This window comes from Streptomyces sp. NPDC093544, assembly GCF_040683495.1.
Classification (GTDB): Bacteria; Actinomycetota; Actinomycetes; order Streptomycetales; family Streptomycetaceae; genus Streptomyces.
This window is the reverse complement of sequence record NZ_JBFBEA010000011.1, coordinates 218280-242079: the sequence shown is the minus strand read 5'-3', so window position 1 is coordinate 242079 and position 23800 is coordinate 218280. Positions and strand designations below refer to the sequence as shown.

At 70.0% G+C, this 23800-nt stretch carries 22 protein-coding genes and 1 pseudogene; 8 read left to right on the top strand and 15 right to left on the bottom strand.

Translation table 11 applies throughout. From position 1 onward, the window contains the following. Window positions 1-3: 3 nt before the first annotated feature. The 3 genes from AB0N66_RS19040 to AB0N66_RS19030 all read right to left on the bottom strand — a co-directional run bounded on the left by AB0N66_RS19040 (window position 4) and on the right by AB0N66_RS19030 (window position 3244). Window positions 4-1077 (bottom strand): substrate-binding domain-containing protein, encoded by a 1074-nt coding sequence (locus AB0N66_RS19040; protein ID WP_365435888.1) that lies wholly within the window; start codon window positions 1075-1077, stop codon window positions 4-6. A 409-nt stretch (window positions 1078-1486) separates the two neighbouring features. Further along, the gene (locus tag AB0N66_RS19035; RefSeq protein WP_365435885.1) at window positions 1487-1906 is read right to left on the bottom strand and encodes a hypothetical protein; all 420 of its coding nucleotides are present in this window, start codon (window positions 1904-1906) and stop codon (window positions 1487-1489) included. A gap of 126 nt (window positions 1907-2032) precedes the next feature. Beyond that, a complete protein-coding gene (locus AB0N66_RS19030; protein WP_365435882.1) occupies window positions 2033-3244 on the bottom strand; it encodes a pyridoxal phosphate-dependent aminotransferase in 1212 nt (403 codons plus the stop codon). A 224-nt stretch (window positions 3245-3468) separates the two neighbouring features. Between AB0N66_RS19030 and AB0N66_RS19025 the strand changes: the two genes are divergently transcribed. After that, window positions 3469-4344 (top strand): serine protease, encoded by an 876-nt coding sequence (locus AB0N66_RS19025; RefSeq protein WP_365435879.1) that lies wholly within the window; start codon window positions 3469-3471, stop codon window positions 4342-4344. A 19-nt stretch (window positions 4345-4363) separates the two neighbouring features. Here AB0N66_RS19025 and AB0N66_RS19020 read toward each other — a convergent pair whose 3' ends face one another. Continuing rightward, entirely contained in the window at window positions 4364-5971 is a 1608-nt protein-coding gene (locus AB0N66_RS19020; protein WP_365435876.1) for a D-aminoacylase, read from the bottom strand. A 126-nt stretch (window positions 5972-6097) separates the two neighbouring features. Then, complete coding sequence (locus AB0N66_RS19015; RefSeq protein WP_365435873.1) at window positions 6098-7375, bottom strand: amino acid deaminase; 1278 nt, start codon at window positions 7373-7375, stop codon at window positions 6098-6100. 161 nt (window positions 7376-7536) lie between these two features. Between AB0N66_RS19015 and AB0N66_RS19010 the strand changes: the two genes are divergently transcribed. The 5 genes from AB0N66_RS19010 (at window position 7537) to AB0N66_RS18990 (ending at window position 12181) form a co-directional block, all read left to right on the top strand. Continuing rightward, window positions 7537-8580: a sugar kinase gene (locus AB0N66_RS19010; RefSeq protein WP_365435870.1), complete on the top strand. Its 1044-nt coding sequence runs from the start codon at window positions 7537-7539 to the stop codon at window positions 8578-8580. Continuing rightward, the gene (locus tag AB0N66_RS19005) at window positions 8577-9344 is read left to right on the top strand and encodes an IclR family transcriptional regulator (protein ID WP_365435867.1); all 768 of its coding nucleotides are present in this window, start codon (window positions 8577-8579) and stop codon (window positions 9342-9344) included. The genes AB0N66_RS19010 and AB0N66_RS19005 overlap by 4 nt, the downstream gene beginning before the upstream one ends. Before the next feature lie 7 nt (window positions 9345-9351). Next, entirely contained in the window at window positions 9352-9771 is a 420-nt protein-coding gene (locus tag AB0N66_RS19000; RefSeq protein ID WP_365435864.1) for a RidA family protein, read from the top strand. A gap of 202 nt (window positions 9772-9973) precedes the next feature. Beyond that, window positions 9974-11458, top strand: coding sequence for a gluconate:H+ symporter (locus tag AB0N66_RS18995; RefSeq protein WP_365435861.1), 1485 nt, complete (start codon window positions 9974-9976; stop codon window positions 11456-11458). A gap of 81 nt (window positions 11459-11539) precedes the next feature. After that, window positions 11540-12181, top strand: a complete 642-nt coding sequence (locus AB0N66_RS18990; RefSeq protein WP_365435858.1) for a hypothetical protein — start codon at window positions 11540-11542, stop codon at window positions 12179-12181. 87 nt (window positions 12182-12268) lie between these two features. Here AB0N66_RS18990 and AB0N66_RS18985 read toward each other — a convergent pair whose 3' ends face one another. The 10 genes from AB0N66_RS18985 to AB0N66_RS18940 all read right to left on the bottom strand — a co-directional run bounded on the left by AB0N66_RS18985 (window position 12269) and on the right by AB0N66_RS18940 (window position 19702). Then, window positions 12269-13636, bottom strand: coding sequence for a M14 family metallopeptidase (locus AB0N66_RS18985; RefSeq protein WP_365435855.1), 1368 nt, complete (start codon window positions 13634-13636; stop codon window positions 12269-12271). A 261-nt stretch (window positions 13637-13897) separates the two neighbouring features. After that, window positions 13898-14266 (bottom strand): holo-ACP synthase, encoded by a 369-nt coding sequence (locus AB0N66_RS18980; RefSeq protein ID WP_365435852.1) that lies wholly within the window; start codon window positions 14264-14266, stop codon window positions 13898-13900. Then, complete coding sequence (locus AB0N66_RS18975) at window positions 14266-15075, bottom strand: hypothetical protein (RefSeq protein ID WP_365435849.1); 810 nt, start codon at window positions 15073-15075, stop codon at window positions 14266-14268. The genes AB0N66_RS18980 and AB0N66_RS18975 overlap by 1 nt, the downstream gene beginning before the upstream one ends. Next, window positions 15072-15341 (bottom strand): phosphopantetheine-binding protein, encoded by a 270-nt coding sequence (locus tag AB0N66_RS18970; RefSeq protein WP_365435846.1) that lies wholly within the window; start codon window positions 15339-15341, stop codon window positions 15072-15074. Before AB0N66_RS18970 ends, AB0N66_RS18975 begins: the two co-directional genes overlap by 4 nt. Further along, window positions 15338-16372, bottom strand: coding sequence for a 3-oxoacyl-[acyl-carrier-protein] synthase III C-terminal domain-containing protein (locus tag AB0N66_RS18965; protein WP_365435843.1), 1035 nt, complete (start codon window positions 16370-16372; stop codon window positions 15338-15340). Before AB0N66_RS18965 ends, AB0N66_RS18970 begins: the two co-directional genes overlap by 4 nt. Further along, window positions 16372-17196, bottom strand: a complete 825-nt coding sequence (locus tag AB0N66_RS18960) for an SAM-dependent methyltransferase (RefSeq protein ID WP_365435840.1) — start codon at window positions 17194-17196, stop codon at window positions 16372-16374. Before AB0N66_RS18960 ends, AB0N66_RS18965 begins: the two co-directional genes overlap by 1 nt. Before the next feature lie 64 nt (window positions 17197-17260). Further along, window positions 17261-17506 (bottom strand): acyl carrier protein, encoded by a 246-nt coding sequence (locus AB0N66_RS18955; protein WP_365435838.1) that lies wholly within the window; start codon window positions 17504-17506, stop codon window positions 17261-17263. Continuing rightward, window positions 17503-17934 carry a holo-ACP synthase gene (locus AB0N66_RS18950; protein ID WP_365435835.1) on the bottom strand — a complete coding sequence of 144 codons (432 nt, stop codon included), beginning with the start codon at window positions 17932-17934 and terminating at the stop codon, window positions 17503-17505. Before AB0N66_RS18950 ends, AB0N66_RS18955 begins: the two co-directional genes overlap by 4 nt. Next, window positions 17931-18833 carry a hypothetical protein gene (locus AB0N66_RS18945; RefSeq protein WP_365435832.1) on the bottom strand — a complete coding sequence of 301 codons (903 nt, stop codon included), beginning with the start codon at window positions 18831-18833 and terminating at the stop codon, window positions 17931-17933. Before AB0N66_RS18945 ends, AB0N66_RS18950 begins: the two co-directional genes overlap by 4 nt. Next, window positions 18830-19702 (bottom strand): diiron oxygenase, encoded by an 873-nt coding sequence (locus AB0N66_RS18940; RefSeq protein ID WP_365435829.1) that lies wholly within the window; start codon window positions 19700-19702, stop codon window positions 18830-18832. Before AB0N66_RS18940 ends, AB0N66_RS18945 begins: the two co-directional genes overlap by 4 nt. Window positions 19703-19978: 276 nt before the next feature. Between AB0N66_RS18940 and AB0N66_RS18935 the strand changes: the two are divergent. Together AB0N66_RS18935 and AB0N66_RS18930 are read left to right on the top strand one after the other, a co-directional pair. Beyond that, a pseudogene (locus AB0N66_RS18935) lies at window positions 19979-20155 on the top strand (helix-turn-helix transcriptional regulator); the annotation flags it as partial. A 60-nt stretch (window positions 20156-20215) separates the two neighbouring features. Further along, the gene (locus AB0N66_RS18930; protein WP_365436088.1) at window positions 20216-23650 is read left to right on the top strand and encodes a BTAD domain-containing putative transcriptional regulator; all 3435 of its coding nucleotides are present in this window, start codon (window positions 20216-20218) and stop codon (window positions 23648-23650) included. The last annotated feature ends 150 nt before the right edge of the window (window positions 23651-23800 follow it).

Genomic DNA, 23800 nt, shown 5'->3' with positions numbered 1-23800 from the left:
CCCCTACTTCCGGGCCCGGAGTGCCATCTCGTGCAGCACCTTGGAGGCGGGCACGGGCGCCTGCCGGACGCCGGTCAGCTTCTGGTTGAGATACCTCGTCTGGGCGGCGGTCGCCGCCGAGAACTCCGTGCTCGCGCCCTGCGGCCGGAACCCGTGCCGGACGGCGAGCTTGCGCAACGTCGGGTCGGTGCTCAGGATTTCACCGAGCGCGCGGCCCTCGGGAGTGAGCGGTACGACGGTGTGGTCGCTGTTCGCCGTGGTGTCCGGGTAGAGGACGGTCAGGTCGCCGACGTCCTGGCCCTGCACGAGCAGCGAGGCGACCTGGGACTCGTAGGCGAGGACGAGCGGGTTGCCGGCCCCGCTGATGAAGTCCCGGAACGTCGCGTCCGTACTGCTCTGTTGTGCGCCCTGGACGCTGATCAGCTTGTGCATCAGGGGCGCGGTGCGGGCGACGGCCGCGTTGTCCGCGGCCACGCGTCCGCCGTCGGCGACGTACGAGGCGGCGGCGAGATAGAGGGCGCCGGAGCTGGAGGTCTCGGGGTCCGTGGTGGCGACGAAGAGCGTCCCGGTCAGCTCGCCGTACTTCCCGGCACCCTTGAGCTGCTGCCAAGTCCGGTCCTGCTCGGCCGCCTTGAGGTAGGCGGACATCTTGAGGGTGCCGGTGGCCTTGTCGAGCGTCGCCAGCCCGTTCTCCTGGAGAACCTCGGCGGCGTTGCGGTGGGCCACGACGACGAGGGGTGAGTAGAAGGGCCGGGGGAGCGGCTTCTGTACGTGGTACTTGTCGGCCAGCTCGTCGGCCGGCGCCTGGCTCGAAGGGAAGGCGAAGTCGTACCCCTTGAGGTCCAGGCCCTCCATGGCCCAGGACCCGGAGGTCTCCGTCTTTACGGTGTAGCCCTTGGCAGCGAGGGCCTTCACCACGTCGGGATCGGCGAAGAACTCCGCCTTCTCCGATCCGATCACTCCTTGCACGGTCTTCGTTGCCGTGCCCTTGTCCTGACCATCGCGGCCTGCGACGACGGCTGCTACCACTCCGCCGATCAACAGCACCGCCAGGACGATTCCTGCGATACGTCTCACATCCGTGAGCGTGCTCCCGGACTCCAACATTCCCCCCGGCCCGGGGTGAACACTGAGTGACGACGGAGTCCCGGTACGCAACCGGAACCTGCGGCGCCGCTACGGGGGTTCACTGAACGGGGCTGTCCGGTTCCCGCCGGTTGCGGCGGACTGCCTCCGGGGCGGCCGGGGTGGAGGGAACTGGCCCCACCAGCCAGGGTGGGGCCAGTTCCCTCGGCCGCAACGGCGCTCAACCACGACGGCGCCTCCCGGCGGTGCCAAGGGACCGCGACCCAGCCGAAAACACCGGGGTCACCCCAAGCCCGCAGCAAGCGAACCGACGACTCAAGCGAACGCAGTGCAGTGGCACCCGGCCCGCACATCGCTGCGGTACGCGCGGACCGGGGCCGAATGAGGGGAGCCCGGAGGCTCAGTGGGCCGCGAGGGGCTGCGGGGCGGTGGCGGAGGCGTGGGCGTCCATGCGCTCGGCGGAGAGGATCGCGGCGGCGGTGTCGGCGCGGGACGCCGCGACGACGAGGGCGCGGCCCGCGAGGGCATGCGCACGCTGGTGCAGGGAGGCGAGCTGCGGCTCGTGGAGGGTGTCGGCCGACGACGACCGCACCGGCGCAGCCCCGTCCCGCAGCCGGGCCACCTGCGCGGCGAGCCGCTCGGCCGCCGCGTCCAGATCGCCGGACGGCGCGCTCGCACGGATCTCGTCGGTCACCGCGAGCAGCGCCGCGAGATGGCCGGCCAGCTGGATGTCCAGCTCCTCCTCGCGCGACCGATGGGGAAAGTCGGAGGTGGTGCCGGCCATCCTGTGGACCGACTTGGTGCGGATCGGTTCGTACATGGGACAGCCTCCTGTGCGCTGACAGGATCCCATCCTAGCTTGGATTTCGTCTAAAGTTGAGCCGGATCGCATGACCGGTCGAAGTGTGGACGCAGCGTCACGGCCGTGACGCGCACGGTGTGCGTGTCACGGCTGGCTGTAGCCGTCCAGGAAGTTCCCGATCCTCGTCACCGCGTCGGTGAGGTCCCCGACCGTCGGCAGGGTGACCACGCGGAAGTGGTCCGGCTCGGGCCAGTTGAAGCCCGTCCCCTGGACGACCATGATCTTCTCGCGGCGCAGCAGGTCGAGGACCAGCTGCCGGTCGTCCTTCACCTTGAAGACCTGCGGGTCCAGGCGCGGGAAGAGATACAGCGCCCCCTTCGGCTTCACGCAGGTCACGCCGGGGATCTGGGTCAGCAGCTCGTACGCCGCATCCCGCTGCTCCCTGAGCCGCCCCCCGGGCAGCACCAGGTCGTTGATGGTCTGCCGCCCGCTCAGCGCGGCGACCACACCATGCTGACCCGGCATGTTCGCGCACAGTCGCATGTTCGCGAGGATCGTCAGGCCCTCGATATAGGAGTCGGCGTGCGCGCGCGGCCCCGAGATCGACATCCAGCCGACCCGGTACCCGGCCACGCGGTACGCCTTCGACATCCCGTTGAAGGTGAGCGTCAGCAGATCCGGGGCGATCTTGGCGGTCGCGGTGTGTGTGGCGTCGTCGTAAAGGATCTTGTCGTAGATCTCGTCGGAGCAGACCAACAGGTTGTGGCGGCGGGCGATGTCGGTCAGCCCGCGCAGCATCGCGTCGTCGTACACCGCACCCGTCGGGTTGTTCGGGTTGATGATCACGATGGCCTTGGTGCGGTCGGTGACCTTCCGCTCCACGTCCGCGAGGTCGGGCATCCAGTCCGACTGCTCGTCACAGCGGTAGTGCACCGCCGTACCGCCGGAGAGTGACACGGCCGCCGTCCACAGCGGATAGTCCGGCGCCGGTACGAGCACCTCGTCGCCGTCGTCGAGCAGCCCCTGCATCGCCATCACGATCAGCTCGGACACGCCGTTGCCGATGAAGACGTGCTCGACGTCGGTCTCGATACCCAGGGTCTGGTTGTGCATCACGACCGCCCGGCGCGCCGCGAGCAGCCCCTTGGCGTCGCCGTAGCCGTGCGCCGAAGACACGTTCCGCAGGATGTCCTCAAGGATCTCGGGCGGGCACTCGAAACCGAATGCCGCCGGATTCCCCGTGTTCAGCTTGAGGATCCGATGCCCCGCCGCTTCCAGCCGCATCGCCTCCTCGAGCACCGGTCCCCGGATCTCGTAACAGACGTTGGCGAGCTTGGTCGACTGGATCACCTGCATGTCCGTGAGCTTACGGCCGGGTAACGCCCGACGGGGCGTGCTTTCCACCACGTGAGACGAGATGTTTTGTTCGCTTTTCTCCCCTGCCGTGGCGAGAGTCGGCCGGACCGTCAGGCCGGAAACCGCTCCTTGTCGCCCCTGGCCGATCCCCTCACAATGCGCATGACAAAACACGAGGTGACCGGAAAACCTTCGGTCACCCACGTCGCAAGAGGGGACCCCACATGAGAAAGCCTCTCGTCGCCGCGCTCTTCGCCCTGGTGATCGCCGGGGCGGGTGCGGCACCCGCGGTCGCGGCACCGGCACCGGCACCCGAGCCGAGGTCCGTGTCCGCGGAAGCGGAAAGCGCCGCCGCTCCCGCGATCCAGGCCGTCGACTTCGCCGGCACCGTCGCGCTCAGCAACTGTTCGGGCTCGGTCGTCCGCATGCCCGCCTCCGAGGCCGACGACCCGGCCCTCGTGCTGTCGAACGGCCACTGCCTGGAGACCGGCATGCCGACGGCCGGCCAGGTCATCGTCGACCGCGCGTCCACCCGCACCTTCAGCCTGCTCAACTCCGCGGGTACGAAGGTCGCCACCCTGCGCGCCAGCAAGATCGCGTACGGCACGATGACCGACACGGACGTCTCGATCTACCAGCTCACCAGCACGTACGCGCAGATCCAGAGTTCGTACGGCATCAGCGCGCTGACGCTGGACGACGCGCACCCGACGGCCGGCTCGGCCATCAAGGTCGTCTCCGGGTACTGGAAGCGGATCTACACCTGCAACGTCGACGGATTCGTCTACCGCCTGAAGGAGGGCGACTGGACCTGGAAGGACTCGGTCCGCTACACCTCCGCCTGCGCCACCATCGGCGGTACGTCGGGTTCGCCCGTCATCGACACCACCACCGGCAAGGTCGTCGCCGTCAACAACACCGGCAACGAGGACGGCGCGAGCTGCACGGTCAACAACCCCTGTGAGGTCGACGCGAGCGGCACCGTCACCGTCCGCCAGGGCATCAACTACGCCCAGGAGACCTACCAGATCGTCCCGTGCTTCGGGCTCGACAACAAGCTCGACCTGAGCCGTGCCGGGTGCACCCTGCCCCAGCCGTAGTAGCGGAAAGAGCGGGCGGTCACGCGGGAGTGCCGCGGATCGCCCGCCCCGCCAGTACGTCCGTCCTGCGCCCGTCCTCGATCACGAAGCGGCCGTCGATGAGGACGTGCGGGATGCCGGTGGGGAAGGTGCGGGGGGAGTCGAAGGTGGAGCCCGCCGCCACCGTGGCCGGGTCGAAGAGGACCAGGTCGGCGCGGTAGCCCTCGCGGACAAGGCCGCGGTCGGGGAGTCGCAGCCGGGCCGCGGGGCGGGCGGTGAGGTGGGCGACGCACTCCTCCAGGGAGAGGACGCCCAACTCCCTTACGTACCGGCCCAGATAGTGCGGGAAGGTGCCGTACGCGCGAGGGTGCGGCTTGTCGCCCCGCAGGATGCCGTCGGAGCCGCCGGTGTGCACCCGGTGCCGCATGATCGCGCGGACGTTCTCCTCGTGGCCGACGTGCTGGAGGATCGTCGAGCCGAGACTGTCGGCGATCAGCAGGCGGCGGGCGGTGACCCAGGGAGCCTCGCCGCGCCGGTCCGCGGAGGCCTGCACGGTCCTGCCCACGTACGGTGCGAGCGCGGGGGCGGTCACTCCCGAGATCTCGATCGTGTCCCACTCGATGGGGACGCCATGGCAGCCGTCGGCGCCCACGACCTCCATGTGGTGCCGGATGCGTTCCGCCGTCCCGTCGTCCTTGAGGCGGTCGAGGGTCGCCTCCGGACCGCCCTCGCTCGCCCAACTCGGCAGCATTGCCACCAGGGTTGTGCAGCCGGGGGTGTACGGGTACGTGTCGAGGGTGATGTCGGCGCCCTCCGCCAGCTCCTTGTCCAGGAGGGCCAGCAGGTCCGGGGCCTTGCCTTCGTTCACGCCGAAGTTCATGGTGGCGTGGGCGAGATGGAGCGGGCAGCCGGCCTCGCGGGTGAGGGTCATCATCTCCTCGTACGCCGCCAGGGCGCCCGCGCCGTACGAGCGGTGGTGCGGGCAGTAGTAGCCGCCGTGCTCGGCCACCACCCGGCACAGTTCGGTGAGTTCGGCGTCCTTGGCGTACATGCCGGGGGTGTACGTCAGGCCGGAGGACATGCCGACGGCGCCCTCGCGCATTCCGGTGGCCACCAACTCCCGCATACGGTCCAGCTCTTGAGGAGTCGCCTCGCGGTCCTCCCAGCCGACCGCGAGCATCCGCAGGGTGCCCTGCGGGATGAGGTAGGCGGCGTTCACCGCGATGCCCTCGCCGTCGAAGCCGTGGTCGAGCCGGTCCAGGTACTCGCCCACCGAGCGCCAGCTGAAGTCGATGTCGTCGCCGTTGCCGTTCCAGCCGGTGATCGAGCGGCGGACCTCGGTGAGTGTGCGGTCGTCGACCGGGGCGTACGACAGACCGTCCTGGCCGATGACTTCGAGGGTGACCCCCTGCGCGGCCTTCGCGCTGTGGTCCGGGTCGCGGAGCAGGGCGAGATCGCTGTGTGCGTGCATGTCGATGAAACCCGGGGCGAGGGCCAGGCCTTGGGCGTCGAGTGTCCGGCGTCCGCCGAGGGGTGGGCCCTCGCGGCGGATCTCGGTGACACGGCCGGCTGTGATGCCGACGTCGGCGCGGTACGGGGTCTGGCCGGTGCCGTCCACGACGCTTACGTCCCTGATCGCCAGGTCCACTTGCTGCCGCCTTTCCGGGCTTCGCCCGCGCTGTTCGTTCTCCCGCGCTCCGCGCGGTGCTGCCCACCCACGACCACCCGACTCGGCCAGCTCACCCGGCCTCGCCGGAAAACACATACGCCCGTCTCAGAAGAACGTCCGCACGTAGTCCACGACCGTCCCGTCCGCCTCCACCAGCGGGATCAGCTGCCACTTGTCGAAGGACGTGCAGGGGTGGGAAAGGCCCATCCCCACCCAGTCCCCGACCTGGACGTCCGCCTCCGGTGTCGTACGGAGCCAGCCGTGCTGGTCGGAGAGGCCGGTGACCGTGACGCCGGTGGCCGGACGGTCGGTGCCGTCGCGGCGGATCACCTGGGCCTCCGGCAGATCCAGGTCGTACGCCGCGTCCCGCTTGCCCGCGTTGACGAAGGCCTGGTCGGGGGAGGGGCGGGAGACGACCTGGGCCCACAGCCGGAAGGCGGGGTGCAGGGCGCCCTCCTCGGGGACGCGGGTGAAGGGGGTGATCTTGCGGTAGTGGCCGTCGTCGTGCGAGACGTACGCGCCGGAGCGGAGCAACTTCAGTACGGGGACGGAGAGTTCGGGGATCTCCGCGAACACGTCCGCCACCGCGTCGAACCAGGCGCTGCCGCCCGCGCTGACAACGATCTCCGCAAGGCCCGTGAACCGGCCCGCCTTGTCGAAGTCCGCCGCCAGGGCGGTGAGCCGGCGCAGCCACGCGCGCACCCGGTCGGGGTCGGCCTGCGGGACCTCGCCCTCGTAGCCCGCCACGCCCACCAGCCGCAGCGTCGCCGTCCCGGCCACCGCGTCCGCGACCGCCGCGCACTCCTTCTCCGTACGGACGCCGGTACGGGCGCCCTCACCGGCGGCGAGTTCGACGACCACGTCCACGGGGCGGGGGGTTCCGAAGAGCGCGGCGTCCATCAGCTCCACGCCGCGTACGGAGTCGACGTAACAGATGAAGCGGAAATCCGGGTCCGCCGCCAGTTCGGACGCGATCCAGCGCAGGGCTGCCGGGTCGACGAGTTCGTTGGCGAGGAAGATCCGGTCGATGCCGAACTTCCTTGCCACCCGCACCTGGTGGGGGACCGCGAGGGTGATGCCCCACGCGCCGTGCTCGATCTGTTTCCAGAACAGCTGCGGGGCCATCGAGGTCTTGCCGTGCGGGGCGAAGGCGAGGCCGTGGCGGGTCGCGTAGGTCTCCATGACGTCGAGGTTGTGGGTCAGGCGCTCGGCGGAGAGGGCGAGGACGGGGGTGGTGAAGCCGTCCATGAAGAGGTTGCGGCGCTGGGCGGCGAGCTCGCCGACGGTCATGCCCTCGGCGTCCGGGGGGAGGCCCTTGAAGCGGAGGTCGACGCGGTCCGCCGTGAGAGCGGTGAGCTGTGCTGCGGCGGTGTCGGCGCCCATGGGGCCTCCCTGGTTACCTGATGAACTTGCCTGATGAACAGTGCGTTGCATTGTCTGCAACGCTCATTGCGTATGTCGCTTGGTGCTGTCTAACATCCCAGCCAACGCAGGGTCAACGGTGCCGATGCCGCTGCCCGAGAGAGCAAGGGGCCCCAACCATCGTGACCGCCTTCGACGTCGTAGCGCTCGGCGAGTCCATGGTCACGTTCCTGCCCTCCCGGTCCGGGCGCCTCGCCGACGTCCCCTCCTTCACCCGGGGGATCGGCGGCGCGGAGTCGAACGTCGCCTGCGTGCTCGCCGCCGCAGGCCACTCAGTGAAGTGGGTCAGCCGGGTCGGCGCCGACGGCTTCGGCGACCATCTCGTCGAGGCGATCACCGCGTACGGCGTGGACACCTCCGCCGTACGACGGGATCCCGCGCGTCCGACCGGCATCTACTTCCGCACGGCGGGCGACCGGGCGACCGACGCGCACGAGGTGGCGTACTACCGGGCCGGCTCGGCCGCCTCGGCGATGGCGGTGGACAACGTGGACCTGGACGCCGTCCGCGCGGGACGCGTGCTGCACCTGTCCGGGATCACCGCGGCGCTCTCCGACGACTGCCTCTGCCTGCTGCGCGAGCTCACCGCGCGCCGGCCCGGCCGCCCGCTGGTCTCCTTCGACATCAACCACCGCCCCGGGCTGTGGCACGACACAGCCGGACCGCGCGTCCTGCTCGACCTCGCGCGCGGCGCCGACATCGTGTTCGTCGGCGAGGACGAGGCGCGGGACGCCTGGGGGCTGCGCGGCGCAGGGGCGATCCGTGACGCGCTGCCGGAGCCGGACGTCCTGGTCGTCAAGTACGGGAAGGGCGGAGCCGTCATGTTCGACAGGGACGTCGAGGGGACCGAGGACGCGGACGGCACCGCCACGCTCGTCGGCGCACTGCGCGTGGACGTCGTCGCGGCTGTCGGCGCCGGTGACGCCTTCGCCGCCGGTTTCCTCTCCGCGACCCTGCGCGGGCTCCCCGCCAAGGACCGGCTCAGGCACGGCCACCTCATGGCCGCGGCCGCCCTCACCGTGCCGGGGGACCTGGCCACGCCTCCCTCCCGGGACCACGCCGACCGGCTGGCCGCTCTGGACGACCGGGCGTGGGAGACACTTCGACTCGGCCCCGGCTGGACCGAAGCCGACACGCGGGCCGACGAGGAGGTACGTACCCCATGAGCCAGACCGTCGACCGAGCGCTGAGCATCCTGCCGCTGCTCGCCGAGGGACCCGCCGACCTCGGGAAGGTCGCCGACCGGCTCGGCGTGCACAAGTCCACCGCGCTCCGCCTGCTGCGCACGCTGCACGAGCACGGGCTCGTCTACCGCCAGTCCGACCAGCGCTACCGCCTCGGCGCCCGCCTCTTCGCCCTCGCCCAGGAGGCGGTGGAGAACCTGGACATCCGGGAGATCGCCCATCCCCACCTCGTACGGCTGAACGAGCAGTGCGGGCACACCGTCCACCTCGCCGTCCACGAGGAGAACGAGGTCCTCTACATCGACAAGGTGGAGAGCCGGTACCCGGTCCGGATGTACTCGCGGATCGGCAAGCCCGTCGCCATCACCGTCGCCGCCGTCGCGAAGCTGCTCCTCGCCGACCTGCCCGAGCCCGAGCGGCGCGTAATCGCCGACAAGCTCGACTACCCCATGTACACGGCCCGTTCGATCCCCAATGCCCCCGCCTTCCTCAAGGAGTTGGCGGCGGTACGCGAACAGGGCTGGGCCACCGACCTCGGTGGCCACGAGGAGTCCATCAACTGCGTGGCCGCGCCCATCCGCGGCACCGACGGACGGGTCGTCGCCGCGATGTCCGTCTCCGCCCCCAACGTCGTCGTCACCGCCGACGAACTCCTCACCCTGCTCCCGCTGGTACGCCGTACGACGGACGCCATCAGCCGCGAGTACTCCGGCAAGTCCCACGCCTTGGAAGCCCCGAAGGAATGAGCACGGCATGACTGAGAAGACCGAGAAGATCGCCCTCACCCCCAAGACCCACACCACCCCGCCCGCCAAGTTCTCGCACGGCGTGAAGAAGGGGAACATCCTCCAGGTCGCCGGGCAGGTCGGCTTCCTCCCTGCCGTCGAGGGCCAGTCGCCCGCGCCCGCCGGACCCGGCCTGCGCGAGCAGACCCTCCAGACCCTCGCCAACGTCAAGGCGATCCTCGAAGAGGGCGGCGCGACCTGGGACGACGTGGTGATGATCCGCGTCTACCTCACCGACGTCGACCACTTCGCCGAGCTGAACGGCATCTACAACACGTACTTCGAGGAGCAGGCCCTCACCGCGCCTCCCGCCGCCCGCACGACGGTCTACGTCGGTCTGCCGGCCGGACTCCTCATCGAGATCGACGCGCTGGCCGTACTCGGCTGACCCAGCCGTGAGCTGAGGCTCTCCCAACTGTGAGCTGAAACTCTCCCAACCGTGAGCTGAGGCTCGTCAACCGTGAGCTGAGGCTCGTCTCCCCTTCTCCCGCACCCGTACGTCATCACGGTGCGGCGCCCGTCATCCCGCGGGCGCCGTGCCGCGATCCCCCACGCCCTGAAAGCACCATGCACTTAAGAAGAGGTCCCCCTTGCTCTCCCATCCGCTCGCAGCGACACCCCCCGCCCCCGAGACCCCACCCCACACCGGCGGTCTGCTCCTCCTCATCGACGGCACCGCGGGGCTGCTCACGGTCGCCGCCCTCGGTATCGCCCTCCTGCTCGTCCTGATCATCAAGCTCAGGCTCCAGCCCTTCGTGGCGCTGCTCGCCGTCTCCATAGCCGTCGGCCTGGGGGCCGGCCTTTCGGTGACGGAACTCTTCGGCACGGTCCAGCGGTCCACGGCCGTCTCGGTCATCGAGTCCGGCATGGGCGGCATCCTCGGCCATGTCGCGATCATCATCGGCCTGGGCACGATGCTCGGCGCGATCCTCGAAGTCAGCGGCGGCGCCGAGGTGTTGGCCTCCCGGCTGCTGAACCTCTTCGGTGAGAAGCGGGCCCCGCTGGCCATGGGCCTGACCGGCCTGATCTTCGGCATCCCGGTCTTCTTCGACGTCGGCATCTTCGTCCTCGCGCCGATCGTGTACGCCGCCGCCAAGCGCTCCGGCAAGTCGATCCTGCTCTACTGCATGCCCCTGCTCGCGGGCCTGTCGATGACCCACGCGTTCCTGCCACCGCACCCCGGGCCGGTCGCCGCCGCGGGCCTACTGCACGTCGACCTCGGCTGGGTCATCCTCATGGGCATCGTCTGCGGACTGCCCGCCGTGCTCGCCGCCTGGGCCTACTCCGCCTGGATCGGCAGGCGGATCTTCGTCGCCGTACCGCAGGACATGGTCGAGGCCGCCGCCGAGGCGAAGCTGGCCGTGCGGGAGGAGCAGCGGGCGTCGGGTGTCGAGCCGCGCGAGAGCCCGGTACCGCTCGGTACCGTCCTCGGCATCATCGGTACGCCGCTGGTGCTGATCCTGGCGGCGACGTTCTCGTCGATCGCGCTCGACCCCTCCACCCTCCGTTCCGTGATCGAGTTCTTCGGCAGCCCGTTCGTCGCCCTCACCATCGCCCTGCTCCTCGCGTACTACCTTCTCGGCATCCGGCGCGGCTGGTCCCGCAAGTCCCTTGAGACGGTGTCGACTTCGTCGCTCAAGCCGGTCGGCAACATCCTGCTGGTGGTCGGCGCGGGCGGCATCTTCGGCGCCGTGCTGAAGGCCAGCGGTGTCGCCCAGGCACTCTCGGACACCTTCAACGACGTCGGCCTGCCGGTGCTCGTCCTCGCCTACCTGATCTCGCTGGTCCTGCGTGTCGCCCAGGGCTCGGCCACCGTCGCCATCGTCACGACGGCCGGCATCGTCGCGCCCCTTCTCGCCGAGGGCGACCACTCCCAGGCCTTCGTCGCCCTCGTCATCATGGCGATCTCGGCAGGCTCGATCTTCGCCTCGCACGTCAACGACGGCGGCTTCTGGATGGTCGCGAAGTACTTCGGCATCAGCGAGCGGGACACCCTGAAGTCCTGGACGGTTCTGGAGTCGGTGCTGTCGGTCGCCGGGTTCGCGGTGGCGGCGGTGGTGAGCGTTTTCGTATAACAGCCGTTTTGTTATAACGGCCGTGCAGCTATATAGGGGCTGGCTGTTCCTGACACAGGATCGTCGACCATACTTCCCGCTGTGGAGCAGCGCATAGGTTCGAAGAGCCAGCCCCTGGATGCCGCCGCGGTCGACCCGGCGTACATCCCCGGGCTCACGTCACCCGTGCCCGCGGAACCGGACGCCAAGGCGGACGTCGAAGACGCGGAGGTCGAAGACGCGGAGGTCGAAGACGCGGAGGTCGAGGACTCGGCGGTCGAGGACGCCGATGTCGAGGCGACCGAGCCGGCCGAGGCTGAGGAGGCTGAGGAGGTCGCCTCCAAGGAGGCGGTTTCCGAGGACGAGGACGAAGACGAGACCGACGACGAGACCGAGGCTTCTGAGGAAGCCGAGGACGACGGTCCCGTCTTCGAGGCCTCCGACCGGCGGGCCTCGATCAAGGCCGACCACAGCGGCGTACACCTTCGCCTGGACGACCAGCAGGCGGAGTTCCGCTGGGAGGAGATCGGCGCGGTCGAGACGGAGTCGCCCCGCTTCGGGAAGCGGTTCACCATCACGGTGCACACGCCGGACCGCCGCTGGTACCCGATCGAGATCGAGGCGTCGGCCCGGGCACGCTTCAAGGAGTGGGAGGACCAGCTCGACGCCGTCCTCGATGCCTACTTCGAGGACGGCGACGACGACAGTGACGACAGCGAACCCGACGAGGACAGCGACTCGTAGGGGGCGCGGGGAACTGCGCGACCGGCCACGTACGGCCCGCAGTTCCCCAACGACCTGTAGTTGCCCGCCCGTTCCGTCAGCGGAGCGTTATGCGCAGTACTGCGCTTCCTTGCCGATCGAGCGGTACATGCAGTCGGCGTTCTCCAGGAGTTGCAGCACCGCGTCCCGGTTGCGGGACACCTCCCGGGTGATGACCTCGTCGGGCGGGTAGAAGCCGCCGCCGGAGCTGGATGTCGGGTACATCTCGAAGGTGTACGAGAAGATCTTCTGGTTGCCCCACAGCCAGTCGTCGATCGAGCCGTCGGTGATGTAGAGATCACTGGCCTGCTCGGCCGTGTAGCCGTTGCTTGCGGCCATCTTCCCGCCGACCGCGGCGAAGGCGTTGCGGTCGTCCAGTGTCATCCCGGTCGCGGTGTTGGCGGTCGTGTAGCCGTAGGGCCACAGCACCAGTTCGCTGTACGTGTGGAAGTCGATGCCCGCCTTGATCTGCTGGGCGCCGCCGACGACCCGGCTGCGTACGAAGTTGGCGACGACCTTGACCTCGGGGGCGGACTCGGCCGACGCACCGCGGTAGGTCTCCGAAGAGGTCGAACCGGAGGAGCCGCCACAGCAGCCGAACTGGTAGTTCCAGTTGCGGTTCAGGTCCGTACCGATGTACGACGAACCGGTGTTGGGCTGGCGGTTCTTGCGCCACGAGCGGTACGCGCCGGTCGCGATGTCGTACTCGCCGCCGTCCGGGTTGAGGTCCGGGATGATCCAGATCTCGCGGGAGTTGACCAGACTGGCGACACGGGAGTCCGTGGCGTACTTGGAGGTCAGCTCCTTCAGCAGATAGAGCGCCATCTCCACGGTGAGGTGCTCGCGGGCGTGCTGGTGGTGGGTGAACAGCACCTCGGGCTCGGCCTCGTCCGTACCGACGTTGTCGCTGATCTTGAGGGCGACGATGTTCCGGCCCTGGTACGAGGTGCCGATGACCCGCTGGCTCACGAGGCTCGGGTACTGCGAGATGACGGTGCTGATGTCGCTCGTCATCTCCGCGTAGTTGTGGTAGGTCGAGTCGGCCGTGGGGAAGTCGAGGACACCCACGTCGGCCGCGCTCGAACGGTCCGGCGCCGAGCCGAGCAGCGAGACGTCGTAGCCCTGCGAGCGCAGCTTCTTGATCTGGTCCGCGCGGCCCGAGACGACGAGGGTCTCCGAGTCGGCCTCGTCCACGGTCACGCCGGTCTGCATGATCGCCGTACGGGACTTGGAGTCCGAGTGCGTGTGCACCTCGTACTGGCGGACGGGGTCCGGCTCGGCCGCGGGGGCCTTCGCCCCGTCGGCGGTGGCGTCGGTGGCCGTGGTCATGAGGGGGGCCGCGAGCGCGAGCGCCACCAGGGTGGCGAAGGCGGCGGTGCGGCGACGGCGTCTGCTTCCGGTGGTTCCGGCGCCGCTGCCGCGAATGCGAAGTCGCATGAAATCTCCTTGTTTCTCCGGGCGCTCCGGGATCTCCGGAACGAGAGGAGTGGAGCGGTGGGGGGTGGATCAGTGCGACGTGCTGGTGCGGGTGTGGCGCTCATCGTGGGGGTCTGGCATGGTCAGGTCAAGTATTCCCCAAGGGTTGGTGACGGGAATCGGCCGAAAATCAGCCGGACAGGTGAACCAGGGGCTCTATGGGGCCCTGGCGATGGTGAACCCGGAGCGCTACGGGGCCCGGCCGATGGTGAACCCGGTGCGCTACGAGGCCAGGGCGATGGCGAGGGCCAGGTCCCGTTTGTGGGTGAGGGAGACGCGTATCTCCGTGATGCCGGCCTCGGCGGCCCGGGCGGCGGCCGCACCGTCGAGACGGACGAGGGGGGCGCCCGTGTCCGTCTTCAGGACGGCCACCTGGCACGGACGTATGCCGCCCGTCATGCCCGTGCCGAGCGCCTTCAGCACCGCCTCCTTCGCGGCGAACCGGCCGGCGAGGAACTCCCGGCGGCGGTCCGGGCCGAAGCCGGCCGCGAGGGCCAACTCCGGCTCGGCGTAGGCGAAGGCGCGGAACCACGGGCGGGTCAGGAGGCGGTCGAGTTCGTCGAGGTACAGCAGATCCACGCCGAGGTGCATCAGCGTGCGCCCGCCGAGACGGTGAACACCGCGTGGTGGCTGACGCCCGTGCGGGGGTCGGTGTCCCGCAGGACGACCGTGCGGTGGCTGTGCCGCCACTCCTGCCAGTGCGCCGCGAGTTCCAGCCAGACGCCGGTGCAGTAGGTGCCCGGCGGCGCCCGGTGCACGTCGGCACCTTCCGGTACGTCCTCCTCGGCGGCCCACGAACCGAGTACATGGAGGACTCCGTCCCCGTCCCCGCCCGGCTCGGGCGGTGCGCCCGAGCCCGCTCGGGCCAGCTCCAGGCTCCCCACTTCGGCGCCCGGTGCCGCGCGCAGCACCAGGGCCGCGGCCGAGTCGGTCAGCGGCGTCCGGCTGACCAGCGGCACGTCGGTGGGGAGGGTGGTCTGTTCCAGTACGGCGAGGACCACCTCCGCGGCCCGGCCGGACCGCTGGTAGGCGGCCGCGATCCGCAGCGCCGTGAAGGGGGCCGCCAAGCCTTGCTGGGCGATGGCGAAGTTGACCGCGGCGCCCCCCAGCCGTTCGGTCAGGTGCGGCGCCACCGCGGTGAACGGGACCACGTCCGGCAGGGCGTGGGTGACGATCAGCAGCTGCGGCCGGGACTCGCGCACGCCGTCGGCGTCGGCCAGCAGGTCGGCGAGCTGACGATGGCTCACATGACTTCCGCGACGCAGGAGTTCCTCGTCCGGCTTGGCACCGAACGGCCCGAGGAGGTCCTCGAAGAAGCCCGCGGGTGCCGTCGTGCCGGCGGGGCCCGGACCTTCGGGCGAGCGGACGTGGGCGGCGGCGTGCAGTACGAGACCGGTCATGGCCCTGTGTCTCCTCCGGTCAGCAGCCCCTCGACGTAGTCGGCGAAGGAACGGACGGTGCGCAGATGATCGATGTCCAGGGTCTCCGGGTCGACGGTGACCTCGACGAAGTCCTCGACCAGGAGCAGGAGTTCGAGAACGGAGGAGGAGTCGAGGCGGAGGTCGTCGAAGAGCCGGGTGTCCTCGGTCAGCTCGGTGACCTGCCGCTCCAGCACCTCCGAGAGCGCCTTCTCGATCGCCGAGATCACCTCCTGGCGGTCGGTCATACGGGTGTCGCCCCCTTCTGGTGGGTCTGCCGGTGGATCTTCGGGTGGGTCTCCCGGTGGGTCTTCGGGAGGTTCTGCCGGTGGGTCTCCCGGTGGGTGATCACCATCGCCCCGAAGGTCGCGCCGAGGCCGACCGAGACCATCACGTAGTGGGCCCCGTCGACCAGCAGTCCGGTGTCGCGCAGGGTGGTGTAGTTGACGAAGACGTCGGAGGCGAAGGTGTGGCTGTAACGCGGCACGTTGTCCAGGAAGACCTTCTCGACGGGCACGTCGAGCGCCTTGATGGTCTGGCGCCACGCCAGCAGGTTGACGTTGTGCGGAATGATCAGCTCGATGTCGGCGAAGGACAGCCCGGCCTCCGCCACCGCCCGGTGGATGACCTCCGCGATGCGCGTCCCGTACTGCTCCCCGAACACGGTGTTCTGCTCGGGGGTCAGCTCCATCCACTGTGCGTACTCGCCGAGGGTGCGGGTGACGAAGGAGCGCACCTCGTCACCCTCGCCGTCCAGGGTGACCAGACAGGCCGCCGCCGCGTCCGCCATGATCGCGGTGTTGGGGATGTGCTGGACGACCGGCGAGTACGCCCGCTCGCCCGTGACCATCAACGCGTACGCGTTCTCGTCGCCCTCCGCGCGGAGCAGTTCGCCCACCACGTCGAGGGCGCCCAGGCTGGAGACGCACGCCTGGTGGCTGAGGGCGAACGCCTCTGTTCCGTCAAGGCCCAGTTCCTCCCGTACCACCTGGGCGACCTCCACCTCGGGGGGCGCGACGGCCTGCGTGGTGTGGGCGTAGACCAGGTATGCCACCCGGGCGCCGTCCGGCAGTGCGTCCAGCGCACGCCGGGCGGCGGGCCGCAGCAGGTCGAACAGGTTCAGATCCGGGTCGAAACGCAGGGTGTCGAGGCCGTAGAACTTCCGGAAGACGCCCAGGGCGGCGCGGCGCAGCCCTAGGTGCTCGCCGAGTTCCTCGATGCGCAGGCTCCGCTCGGGCAGGTACGACTCGATCCGCTCCAGGGTGGTCCGACCGGCCATCAGGCCGCCACCGACTCGGCGCGGATGAGCCACAGGCGGTTGGCCCCGCGCCGGCTCCTCGGCTGGACCTCGTAGGGCCAGCGGTCCTCGCCGGCGTTCGGCTCGCCGGGCTCCTTGAGATCGGTGATCTTCCAGCCGTTCGCGGTGAGGAACTCCTCCGGCTCGTCGGTGCCGAATATCCAGGGGGTGCCGTCCGCGGCCAGCGTGTCCAGGAAGGACTTGGAGAAGGGGCTGCGCAGAAGGGCGCGGCCGAGGATGTCGAAGGACAGCCTGCTGCCGGGCGCGGAGGCGGAGCCGAGCAGCCGCAGCAGTCCGGCCGCCTGCTCCTCGGTGAGGAAGAACGTCAGTGCCTCGGCGATCCACAGCGTGGGGCGCGTCCGGTCGAAACCGGCCTTCTCCAGTTCGCCGAGCCACTCCCCGGTCAGGTCCGCGGAGACCTCGCGCCGGTCGGTGCGCGGGCTGGCGCCCAACGCGTCCAGCCGGCGGCGCTTCTCCTCGATGAGCGGGCCGTGGTCCACTTCGTAGACGACCGTGTCCTTGGCCCAGTCGAGGCGGAAGGCCCTGGTGTCCATGCCGGCCGCGATGAGCACGACCTGCTTGATACTGCCGTCGGCGAGGGCCGACTCGATGGACTCGTCGAGGTACTTGGTACGGATCGAGATGAACGGGAGCAGCCCGCCGCCCTCGTAGCGTTCGATGAGTTCGAAGCCTTTCGGCGCCGCGAGGTCGCGGGCGAGCGGGTCGGTGTAGAGCGCGTCGTCCCGGTCGGACTCCAGGGCGCGGGCTGCGGCCATCCACTGGGCCGTGTAGGAGACTGCGTGCATGGTTCGGCCTCTTTCTGGGTTGTAGCTGTCGGCGATCGCTGGTGAGCCCTCGTGTGTCGGGCCGTCAGGCGAAGAAGGCCCGCTGGATGGTGTTCAGGGTCTGGAAGTCCTCGACGTCGATGGTGTCGAAGTCGATCTCGGCGCCGCTGGCGTCCTCGATCGCGTAGACCAGTTCGACGAAGGCGAGCGAGTCGACCAGCCGGCTCTCGATGATGTTGACGTCGAAGGCCAGCTCGGTCCGGTCCGGGTGACGGCCGAGGATCCAGTCCCTGACCTTCTCGATACCGGTGGTGTCCACAGCGGAGCTCATGGTGTTTCCCTCTCGTCGGCGGGGTTCGGGGTGTGCGGTGGTACGGCGGTGGTGGCGGCGGCCACGGCGATGGCCCAGCCGCCGTCATGGCTGATGCTGATGTCGATAGGACCGAGCCCCGCCTGTTCGGCGAGACGGGCGGCCCTGCCGGTGAGCCGGACGTGCGGCCGGCCGCCGGCGCCGGGCAGGATCTCGGTCGCGAGCCACGGAACGGGCTCTCCGATCGCCCCGAAAAGCTTGAACACGGCCTCCTTGGCCGCCAGTCGGCCCGCGGCACCGGCCTCGTCGGACAGCCGGCGTTCCTCGGGCGTGAGCATCCGGTGCAGAGCCGGCCCCGACTGCGGTTCGAGCAACTGCGGTATGCGGGACAGCGGGACGAGGTCGACTCCGACCCGCGGCAGTACGGCGGCCGGGCCGGGCCACGTCATACGGGCCGAGCGGAGTCGGCGACATCGGTAGCGACGGCGATGGTGGTGGCGACGGCGGAGCCGCCGACCGTCGTGGCGGCCCGGCGGACGGCGTCGAGCGCGGCGGCCAGGTCCGTGTCGTACGCGTCGGACAGGACGGCGAGCCAGCGTTCGAGGCCGAAGGCCACACAGGAGGTGAAGGCGTACTCGCCCGCCGCGAGCCGGATGTCACAGCGCTCGCCGAAGAAGTTGCGGTGGGTGTTGACCGAGGCGATGGCGAGATCGCCCTGCTGGAACTCGTACTTGACCGGACTGAGCTTGGCCAGCAGCGCGCGGGCACCGTCGTTCTTGAAGAACGGGTCGGTGGCCGCCTGCCGGGTGAGGCCGAGTCCGAGCGCGGCCGAGAAAGCCTCGATACGTCTCGTGAAGCGGGCGATGACCTGCTGGGTGTGCTCGTACGTGCCCAGGGCGACGATCTCGCGCATCTGGAAGCTGGCCAGCCGGCGCAGCCCGCCGTAGTGGTCCTCGTGCCGGAAGCAGCGGTTGACCAGGGTCACCAGGCTGTCGTCGGCGACGCGCGAACCCTCGTGGTAGAGGTAGGCGCCGTAGCAAGTGGCGTGTGGCAGACCGTAGTTGACCTCGCGGACCTCGCCGGGCGCGAACCCGCCGTCCACCGGCTTGACCTCGCCCTCCGCCAGGTCGAGCGCGCCGACGACCCAGGCGAGGTGGGGGAAGTTGTCGTAGACGTCGAACTTCTCCAGATCGGTCACGGGGTACAGCGGCGGTGGGCTGATCTCCTCGGCGCCGGCCGCGAGTCCCCAGTCGGCGAAGGTCCGGTCGAGTTCGCGCACGAGCCGGGTCGCCGCCGGCCCGAGGATGGCCAGTGCGGGGGCGCCCGCGTTTCCGGTCAGCCGGTTCACCGGATGATTCCCGTCTTCTCGAGGAACTTGGTGGTCTTGCGGAAGGTCTGTGCCTCGGCCACGACACGGGCAGGCGAGGCCAGCAGGGTGCGGCGCACCTCGTACGGGTCCGCCAGGCCGGCGTCCCGGTAGACCTGCGGGTGGTAGAGCGACTCGAAGCTGTGAGTCATGTAGCGCCGCAGGTAGCCGGAGATCTCGTCGAGCTCCGCCTCGGTCGCGGTGCTTTTGACGTCCTGGTAGAGCAGTTGGACCAGTTCGCGGCCGAAGGCGATGTGCCGGGACTCGTCCTGGTGGTGGATCCGGTTGATGGCGCGGATCGTCTCGTGCAGGCGCTCGTCCGCCGCCATGGCGGAGTTGTAGTGATCGACGAGCTCCTCGAAGATCATGATCCGGGCGAACACGAGCAGGCTCTCCAGCTTGGCCGAGGGGGCCGCGGCACCCGCTCCGGCCGGCTGCCGGTAGATCTTCCCGTCGCCGTAGCGCAGGCAGAACTCGGCGAAGAACCACATGTGTTCGTTCTCCTCACCGATGAAATGGTGGAAGAACTCCGAGGGCGTTTCGAAGCCCTTGGTGTGAATGCGGTTCACCACTTCGATGAGCAGCTCACGAATGCCATGCACATTCAGGCTGTAGAAGTTGATGCTCTCGAAACGAGAAAGCTTCTGGAGCTGCTCGGTACCGAGTGAATCGGCCAGTTCGGTGCCATGGGTGGTGGTGAGTTCGGGGCTCATCCACCACATGGCCTCCGGCAGTTGTTCAGGCCATTCGAAAAGCCGGTACGGATTGTAGTAGTCGTCGATCGATTTCGCGCTGAGTCGGCCCAGTATCCCCTGGAACCGTGCACTTCGGTCAATTACCTCGCTGGACATGGGGCAATGGCCTCCGCTCGCCGAGGATTGCTTCGCTTTCGAAGGTAGAGCGCCGGTCGCCTTCGGCTCAACGCCCGGAAGTGGCCTGGCCGGGACCGGACAGTGCCGCCGATCCGATGCGGTGGCGGTGTCCCATCGGTTACCGTCGAGCGATGGCCTGTCCTGCAGCGGTCGACTTGCAGTACTGCTGAGGGATTCGACGGGATCGTTCCGACCAATATCCGGTGCGCATGGCGTCTCAGGGGGGAACCACACTCCGTGGAAGGTTCGGTTGGCATGGGTCGGCAGATCCACTCTCTGCGCAGGCGGTCCGGGCTCAGCCAGAACGAGTTGGCGGCCAGATCCGGCATGAGCACACGGGCGTTGCGCGATATAGAAAGAGGGCGGGTGGCACGCCCGCAGTTGCGGACGATCCAACGTCTCGTGGCCGCTCTGGAGTTGTCCGACGGAGAAGCCCAGGAACTGTATGCGGCGGACCGTCGGACGCCGACCCGGAATTCCGCCAGATTCCGCGTGAACATTCTCGGTACGCTTTCGATCCACAGCGGTGACACCGATGTTCCCGTCAACCGGCCGATGCTGCGGCGTCTGCTCGGACTGTTGGTACTGAAGCAGCCACATTCCGTCACGCACGAGGAGATCGTCGACACGCTCTGGCCGACGGGTCCACCGCGTTCTTCACAGAGCCTGGTCCATACCTATGTGAGCCAGGTGCGTCAATTGCTCGAACCTGCGGGGCCGTTGACCCAGGCCGCGCCGAGCGTGGAACGCGTTCCGGGGGGATATCGGCTGCGGGCCGAGGCGGGCCAGAGCGACCTGGGCCGTTTCCGGGACCTCGTGGCGCGGGCGAAGCGCACGTACGGCGCAGGCGATCTGGAGATCGCGCACCAGTCGCTCGCGCTCGCCCTCCAGTGCTGGCGCGGCCCGGTGCTCAGCGACGTGGATCCCCTCTTCCGGCAGCACCCCAGCGCCGTACTGGCCGCCGAGCAGCGCGTGGAGGCCACCCTGCTGTACGCCGACCTCTCCCTGACCGTGGGCCGGCCGGAGCAGGCCGTACCCGTGCTGTGGGAGACGGCGGGCGGCGAACCCCTGCACGAGGGGGTACATGCCCGACTCATGCTCGCGCTCGCCGGGAGCGGCGAGCAGGCCGCGGCCCTGAACGTGTACGCGTTCTTCCGGGAGCGCCTGGACGAGCAGCTCGGCATCACGCCCAGCCAGGAGCTTCGGGAGGCACATCTGCGGGTCCTGCGGCAGCAGGTTCCCCAGCCCGAACGGCCGGGCCTGTTCACCGCAGGACCCACACCCGTGGGAGCGACGGGAGCCGGGGCGACGAGCTCGCCGCTCGCATCCGCCGCCGCTCCGGTCAAGCCCTCCCAACTGCCGGCCGGCACCTCCTCGTACGTCGGCCGCGAGCGGGAGAAGCGGGAGCTGGACGGCCTGCTCGGGCCCGAAGCGGCCGACGGGGCGGACGTCGTGGACCTCATGAACGGGGCGGACCAGTCGACGGTGATGGCGGTGGTCGGACCGCCCGGCGTCGGCAAGACGGCGCTGGCCCTGCACTGGGCCCATGTCAGGCAGGACCGGTTCGAGGACGGCCAGCTCTTCGTGGATCTGCGCGGCCACTCGCCGCTCCCCGCGCTGGAACCCGCCGACGTCCTGGCCCGCTTCCTGCGCGCGCTCGGCGTGCCGCCCGACCGGGTACCGGCCGGTGAGGAGGAGGCCGCCGCCATGTACCGCACGCTGCTGGCGGGCCGGCGCATGCTCGTCGTCCTCGACAACGCGGGCAGCGCGGACCAGGTACGTCCCCTGCTGCCGGGCCCCGGCCGTTGCCGGGTGGTCATCACCAGCCGCAGCCGGCTCCCCGGCCTTGTCGCAGGAGAGGGAGCCCGGCACCTGGGCCTGGACGTACTCAGCCTGTCCGAGGCCCACACACTGGTCGGCCGGATCCTCGGCGAGGAGCGGGCCGCCGCCGAACCGGAGGCGGTGGTGCAACTGGCCCGGCTGTGCGGGTGGTTGCCCCTGGCCCTGCGGGTCGCCGCGGCCAACCTGATCGCCAACCCGGTCCTCAGCGTCGCCGGATACTGCACCGAACTCGCCGGCGGTGACCTGATCGGCGGGCTACGGATCGAAGGTGACGAACGGTCCACCGTCCGGGCCGCCTTCGACCTGTCCTATCTCGCGCTGTCCGAGGCCGCGCGCCGCATCTTCCGGCTGCTCAGCCTGGTGCCCGGCTCGGACATCACCGTCCAAGGCGCCGCCGCCCTGATCGACGACTCGCCCGCCGAGGCGGCCCGGTTGCTGCGCCGGCTGGCCCACTCGCACCTGGTCCTCGAACCGACGCCCGGCCGGTTCGGCATGCACGACCTGTTGCGTTCGTACGCACGTGAACTGGCCGACGGCGAGGAGACGGACGCCGTCCGACGGCTGCTCGACTGGCAGTTGGCCCGTACCGAGTCCGCGGCGGAGCTGCTGTACCCGGACGACCCGGCGCGCTTTCGGGCGGCCGGACGCGAACGGACCCGGGCCGGTGCGCCCGGCGTGGCCGACGCGGACGAGGCCACCGAGTGGCTCACGACCGAGCGGGAGAACCTGGTGAGCATGGTGCTGTATGCCGCCAGCACCGGAATCCACACCAGCGCCTGGCGGCTCGCTGAGGCCCTGCACGGATTCCTCTCCGTCGGTCTGCACCGGGCCGACCGACTGGCCGTCGCGCGGGACGGACTCGCGGCCGCGGTCGCCGACGGTGACCTGCGGGCGCAGTCGGCCGCCCGGCTGCGGCTCGCCGACTGCCACTGGGCACAGGGCCGCAACGCACGGGCCGTACAGGACTACGGGCTCGCCCTGGACCTGGCCGAGCGGGCCGGCTGGGGGGACGGACAGGCCATGGCGCTGCGCCGGATCGGGGCGGCGCACCAGGAGAACGGCGCGATGCGGCAGGCCTCGCTCTTCCTCTCCCGGGCCCGTGGCCACTCCTCCCGCGGCACCGGTCCTGGAGCGGCCGAGGACCTGGTGAACCTGGGGCTGATCTGCTGGAAGCTGGGGCGGCTCCAGGAGGCGGTGGCCCACTACACGCAGGCGGCCCGGCTCTGGGACGAGCTGGACTCCACCGGCAGCGCGGCGATCGCGCGGACCAATCTCGGCGTCGTCCACCGCGCCATGGGGCGCCCCGCCGAGGCGATCGCGGTGCTTGACCGGGCCCTGGCCCTGCACGCCCGCAGCGGCAACAAGGCGAGCGAGACCGTGGCGCTGAGCTGTCTGTCGACGGCGCATTCGGACACGGGCGACCATGTGCGGGGACTGCGCCTGGCGCAGGAGGCCGTCGCCTCGGCGCAGGCACTGCAGAACAGGAGACTGTCGGCGAACGCGTGGTTCTCGATGGGGGCCGCCCAGGAGCGGGCCGGCCGACACGAGGCCGCGGACAGCTACCGGCTGGCGCTGCACCTGGCCGGAACGGTCGACGACCGCTTTCCGCAGGCCTCCGCACTCCTCGGCCTCGCCACCCTGGCCCTCCGGCACGACGAGCCGGAGGAGGCACTGGCCAACGCCGGGCAGGCCCTCGCGCTGGCCACGGAGGCGGAGTTCGGTGTGCTGGAGGCCTGCGCCCGCCATGTCCTCGCCCTGGCCCGGGTGTTGCTGGGGGACACGCGGGCGGCGGTGGAGGAGGCGCGACGGGCGCTCGAGATGCACCGGCGGACCGGCCACCGGCCCGGTGAGGCCCGCAGCCACATGGTGCTGGGCAGCGCTTTCGCGGCGCGGGGTGAACCAGGCCGCGCCTTCGGTCACCGGCGCAAGGCCCTGCTGCTCTTCCAGGAGATGGGCATTCCCGACTTCCGGGACTTCGCGGCCCTCGGGCGCGCCCACCGTAGGGCGGCGCGGGCGGACGAGGTCGCGGACCCCGGGTCCCTGCGGCCGGTTCTCGCGTGTGCGGAGCTGCCGGGGAGGGGTTGAGATTTCTGCCGCCCTGTGCGGCGGCGGTTCGCGGCGGTTTGTGTTCGCCCAGGTCAACGGTGGTGTGGCGGGGGAGGAGCGGCAGCCTCACCGAGCCGTCTCGCTATGGGCGCACTGTGGCCGTTCGTCCCATCGGTCTCCCTATGCTCT

Excerpts from the sequence above, each read along its gene's own strand:
- AB0N66_RS19035 (WP_365435885.1), bottom strand. The coding sequence starts at position 1,906 with ATGTACGAACCGATCCGCACCAAGTCGGTCCACAGGATGGCCGGCACC.
- AB0N66_RS19030 (WP_365435882.1), bottom strand. The coding sequence starts at position 3,244 with ATGCAGGTGATCCAGTCGACCAAGCTCGCCAACGTCTGTTACGAGATC.
- AB0N66_RS19025 (WP_365435879.1), top strand. The coding sequence starts at position 3,469 with ATGAGAAAGCCTCTCGTCGCCGCGCTCTTCGCCCTGGTGATCGCCGGG.
- AB0N66_RS19015 (WP_365435873.1), bottom strand. The coding sequence starts at position 7,375 with ATGGGCGCCGACACCGCCGCAGCACAGCTCACCGCTCTCACGGCGGAC.
- AB0N66_RS19005 (WP_365435867.1), top strand. The coding sequence starts at position 8,577 with ATGAGCCAGACCGTCGACCGAGCGCTGAGCATCCTGCCGCTGCTCGCC.
- AB0N66_RS19000 (WP_365435864.1), top strand. The coding sequence starts at position 9,352 with ATGACTGAGAAGACCGAGAAGATCGCCCTCACCCCCAAGACCCACACC.
- AB0N66_RS18985 (WP_365435855.1), bottom strand. The coding sequence starts at position 13,636 with ATGCGACTTCGCATTCGCGGCAGCGGCGCCGGAACCACCGGAAGCAGA.
- AB0N66_RS18980 (WP_365435852.1), bottom strand. The coding sequence starts at position 14,266 with ATGCACCTCGGCGTGGATCTGCTGTACCTCGACGAACTCGACCGCCTC.
- AB0N66_RS18975 (WP_365435849.1), bottom strand. The coding sequence starts at position 15,075 with ATGACCGGTCTCGTACTGCACGCCGCCGCCCACGTCCGCTCGCCCGAA.
- AB0N66_RS18970 (WP_365435846.1), bottom strand. The coding sequence starts at position 15,341 with ATGACCGACCGCCAGGAGGTGATCTCGGCGATCGAGAAGGCGCTCTCG.
- AB0N66_RS18965 (WP_365435843.1), bottom strand. The coding sequence starts at position 16,372 with ATGGCCGGTCGGACCACCCTGGAGCGGATCGAGTCGTACCTGCCCGAG.
- AB0N66_RS18960 (WP_365435840.1), bottom strand. The coding sequence starts at position 17,196 with ATGCACGCAGTCTCCTACACGGCCCAGTGGATGGCCGCAGCCCGCGCC.
- AB0N66_RS18955 (WP_365435838.1), bottom strand. The coding sequence starts at position 17,506 with ATGAGCTCCGCTGTGGACACCACCGGTATCGAGAAGGTCAGGGACTGG.
- AB0N66_RS18950 (WP_365435835.1), bottom strand. The coding sequence starts at position 17,934 with ATGACGTGGCCCGGCCCGGCCGCCGTACTGCCGCGGGTCGGAGTCGAC.
- AB0N66_RS18940 (WP_365435829.1), bottom strand. The coding sequence starts at position 19,702 with ATGTCCAGCGAGGTAATTGACCGAAGTGCACGGTTCCAGGGGATACTG.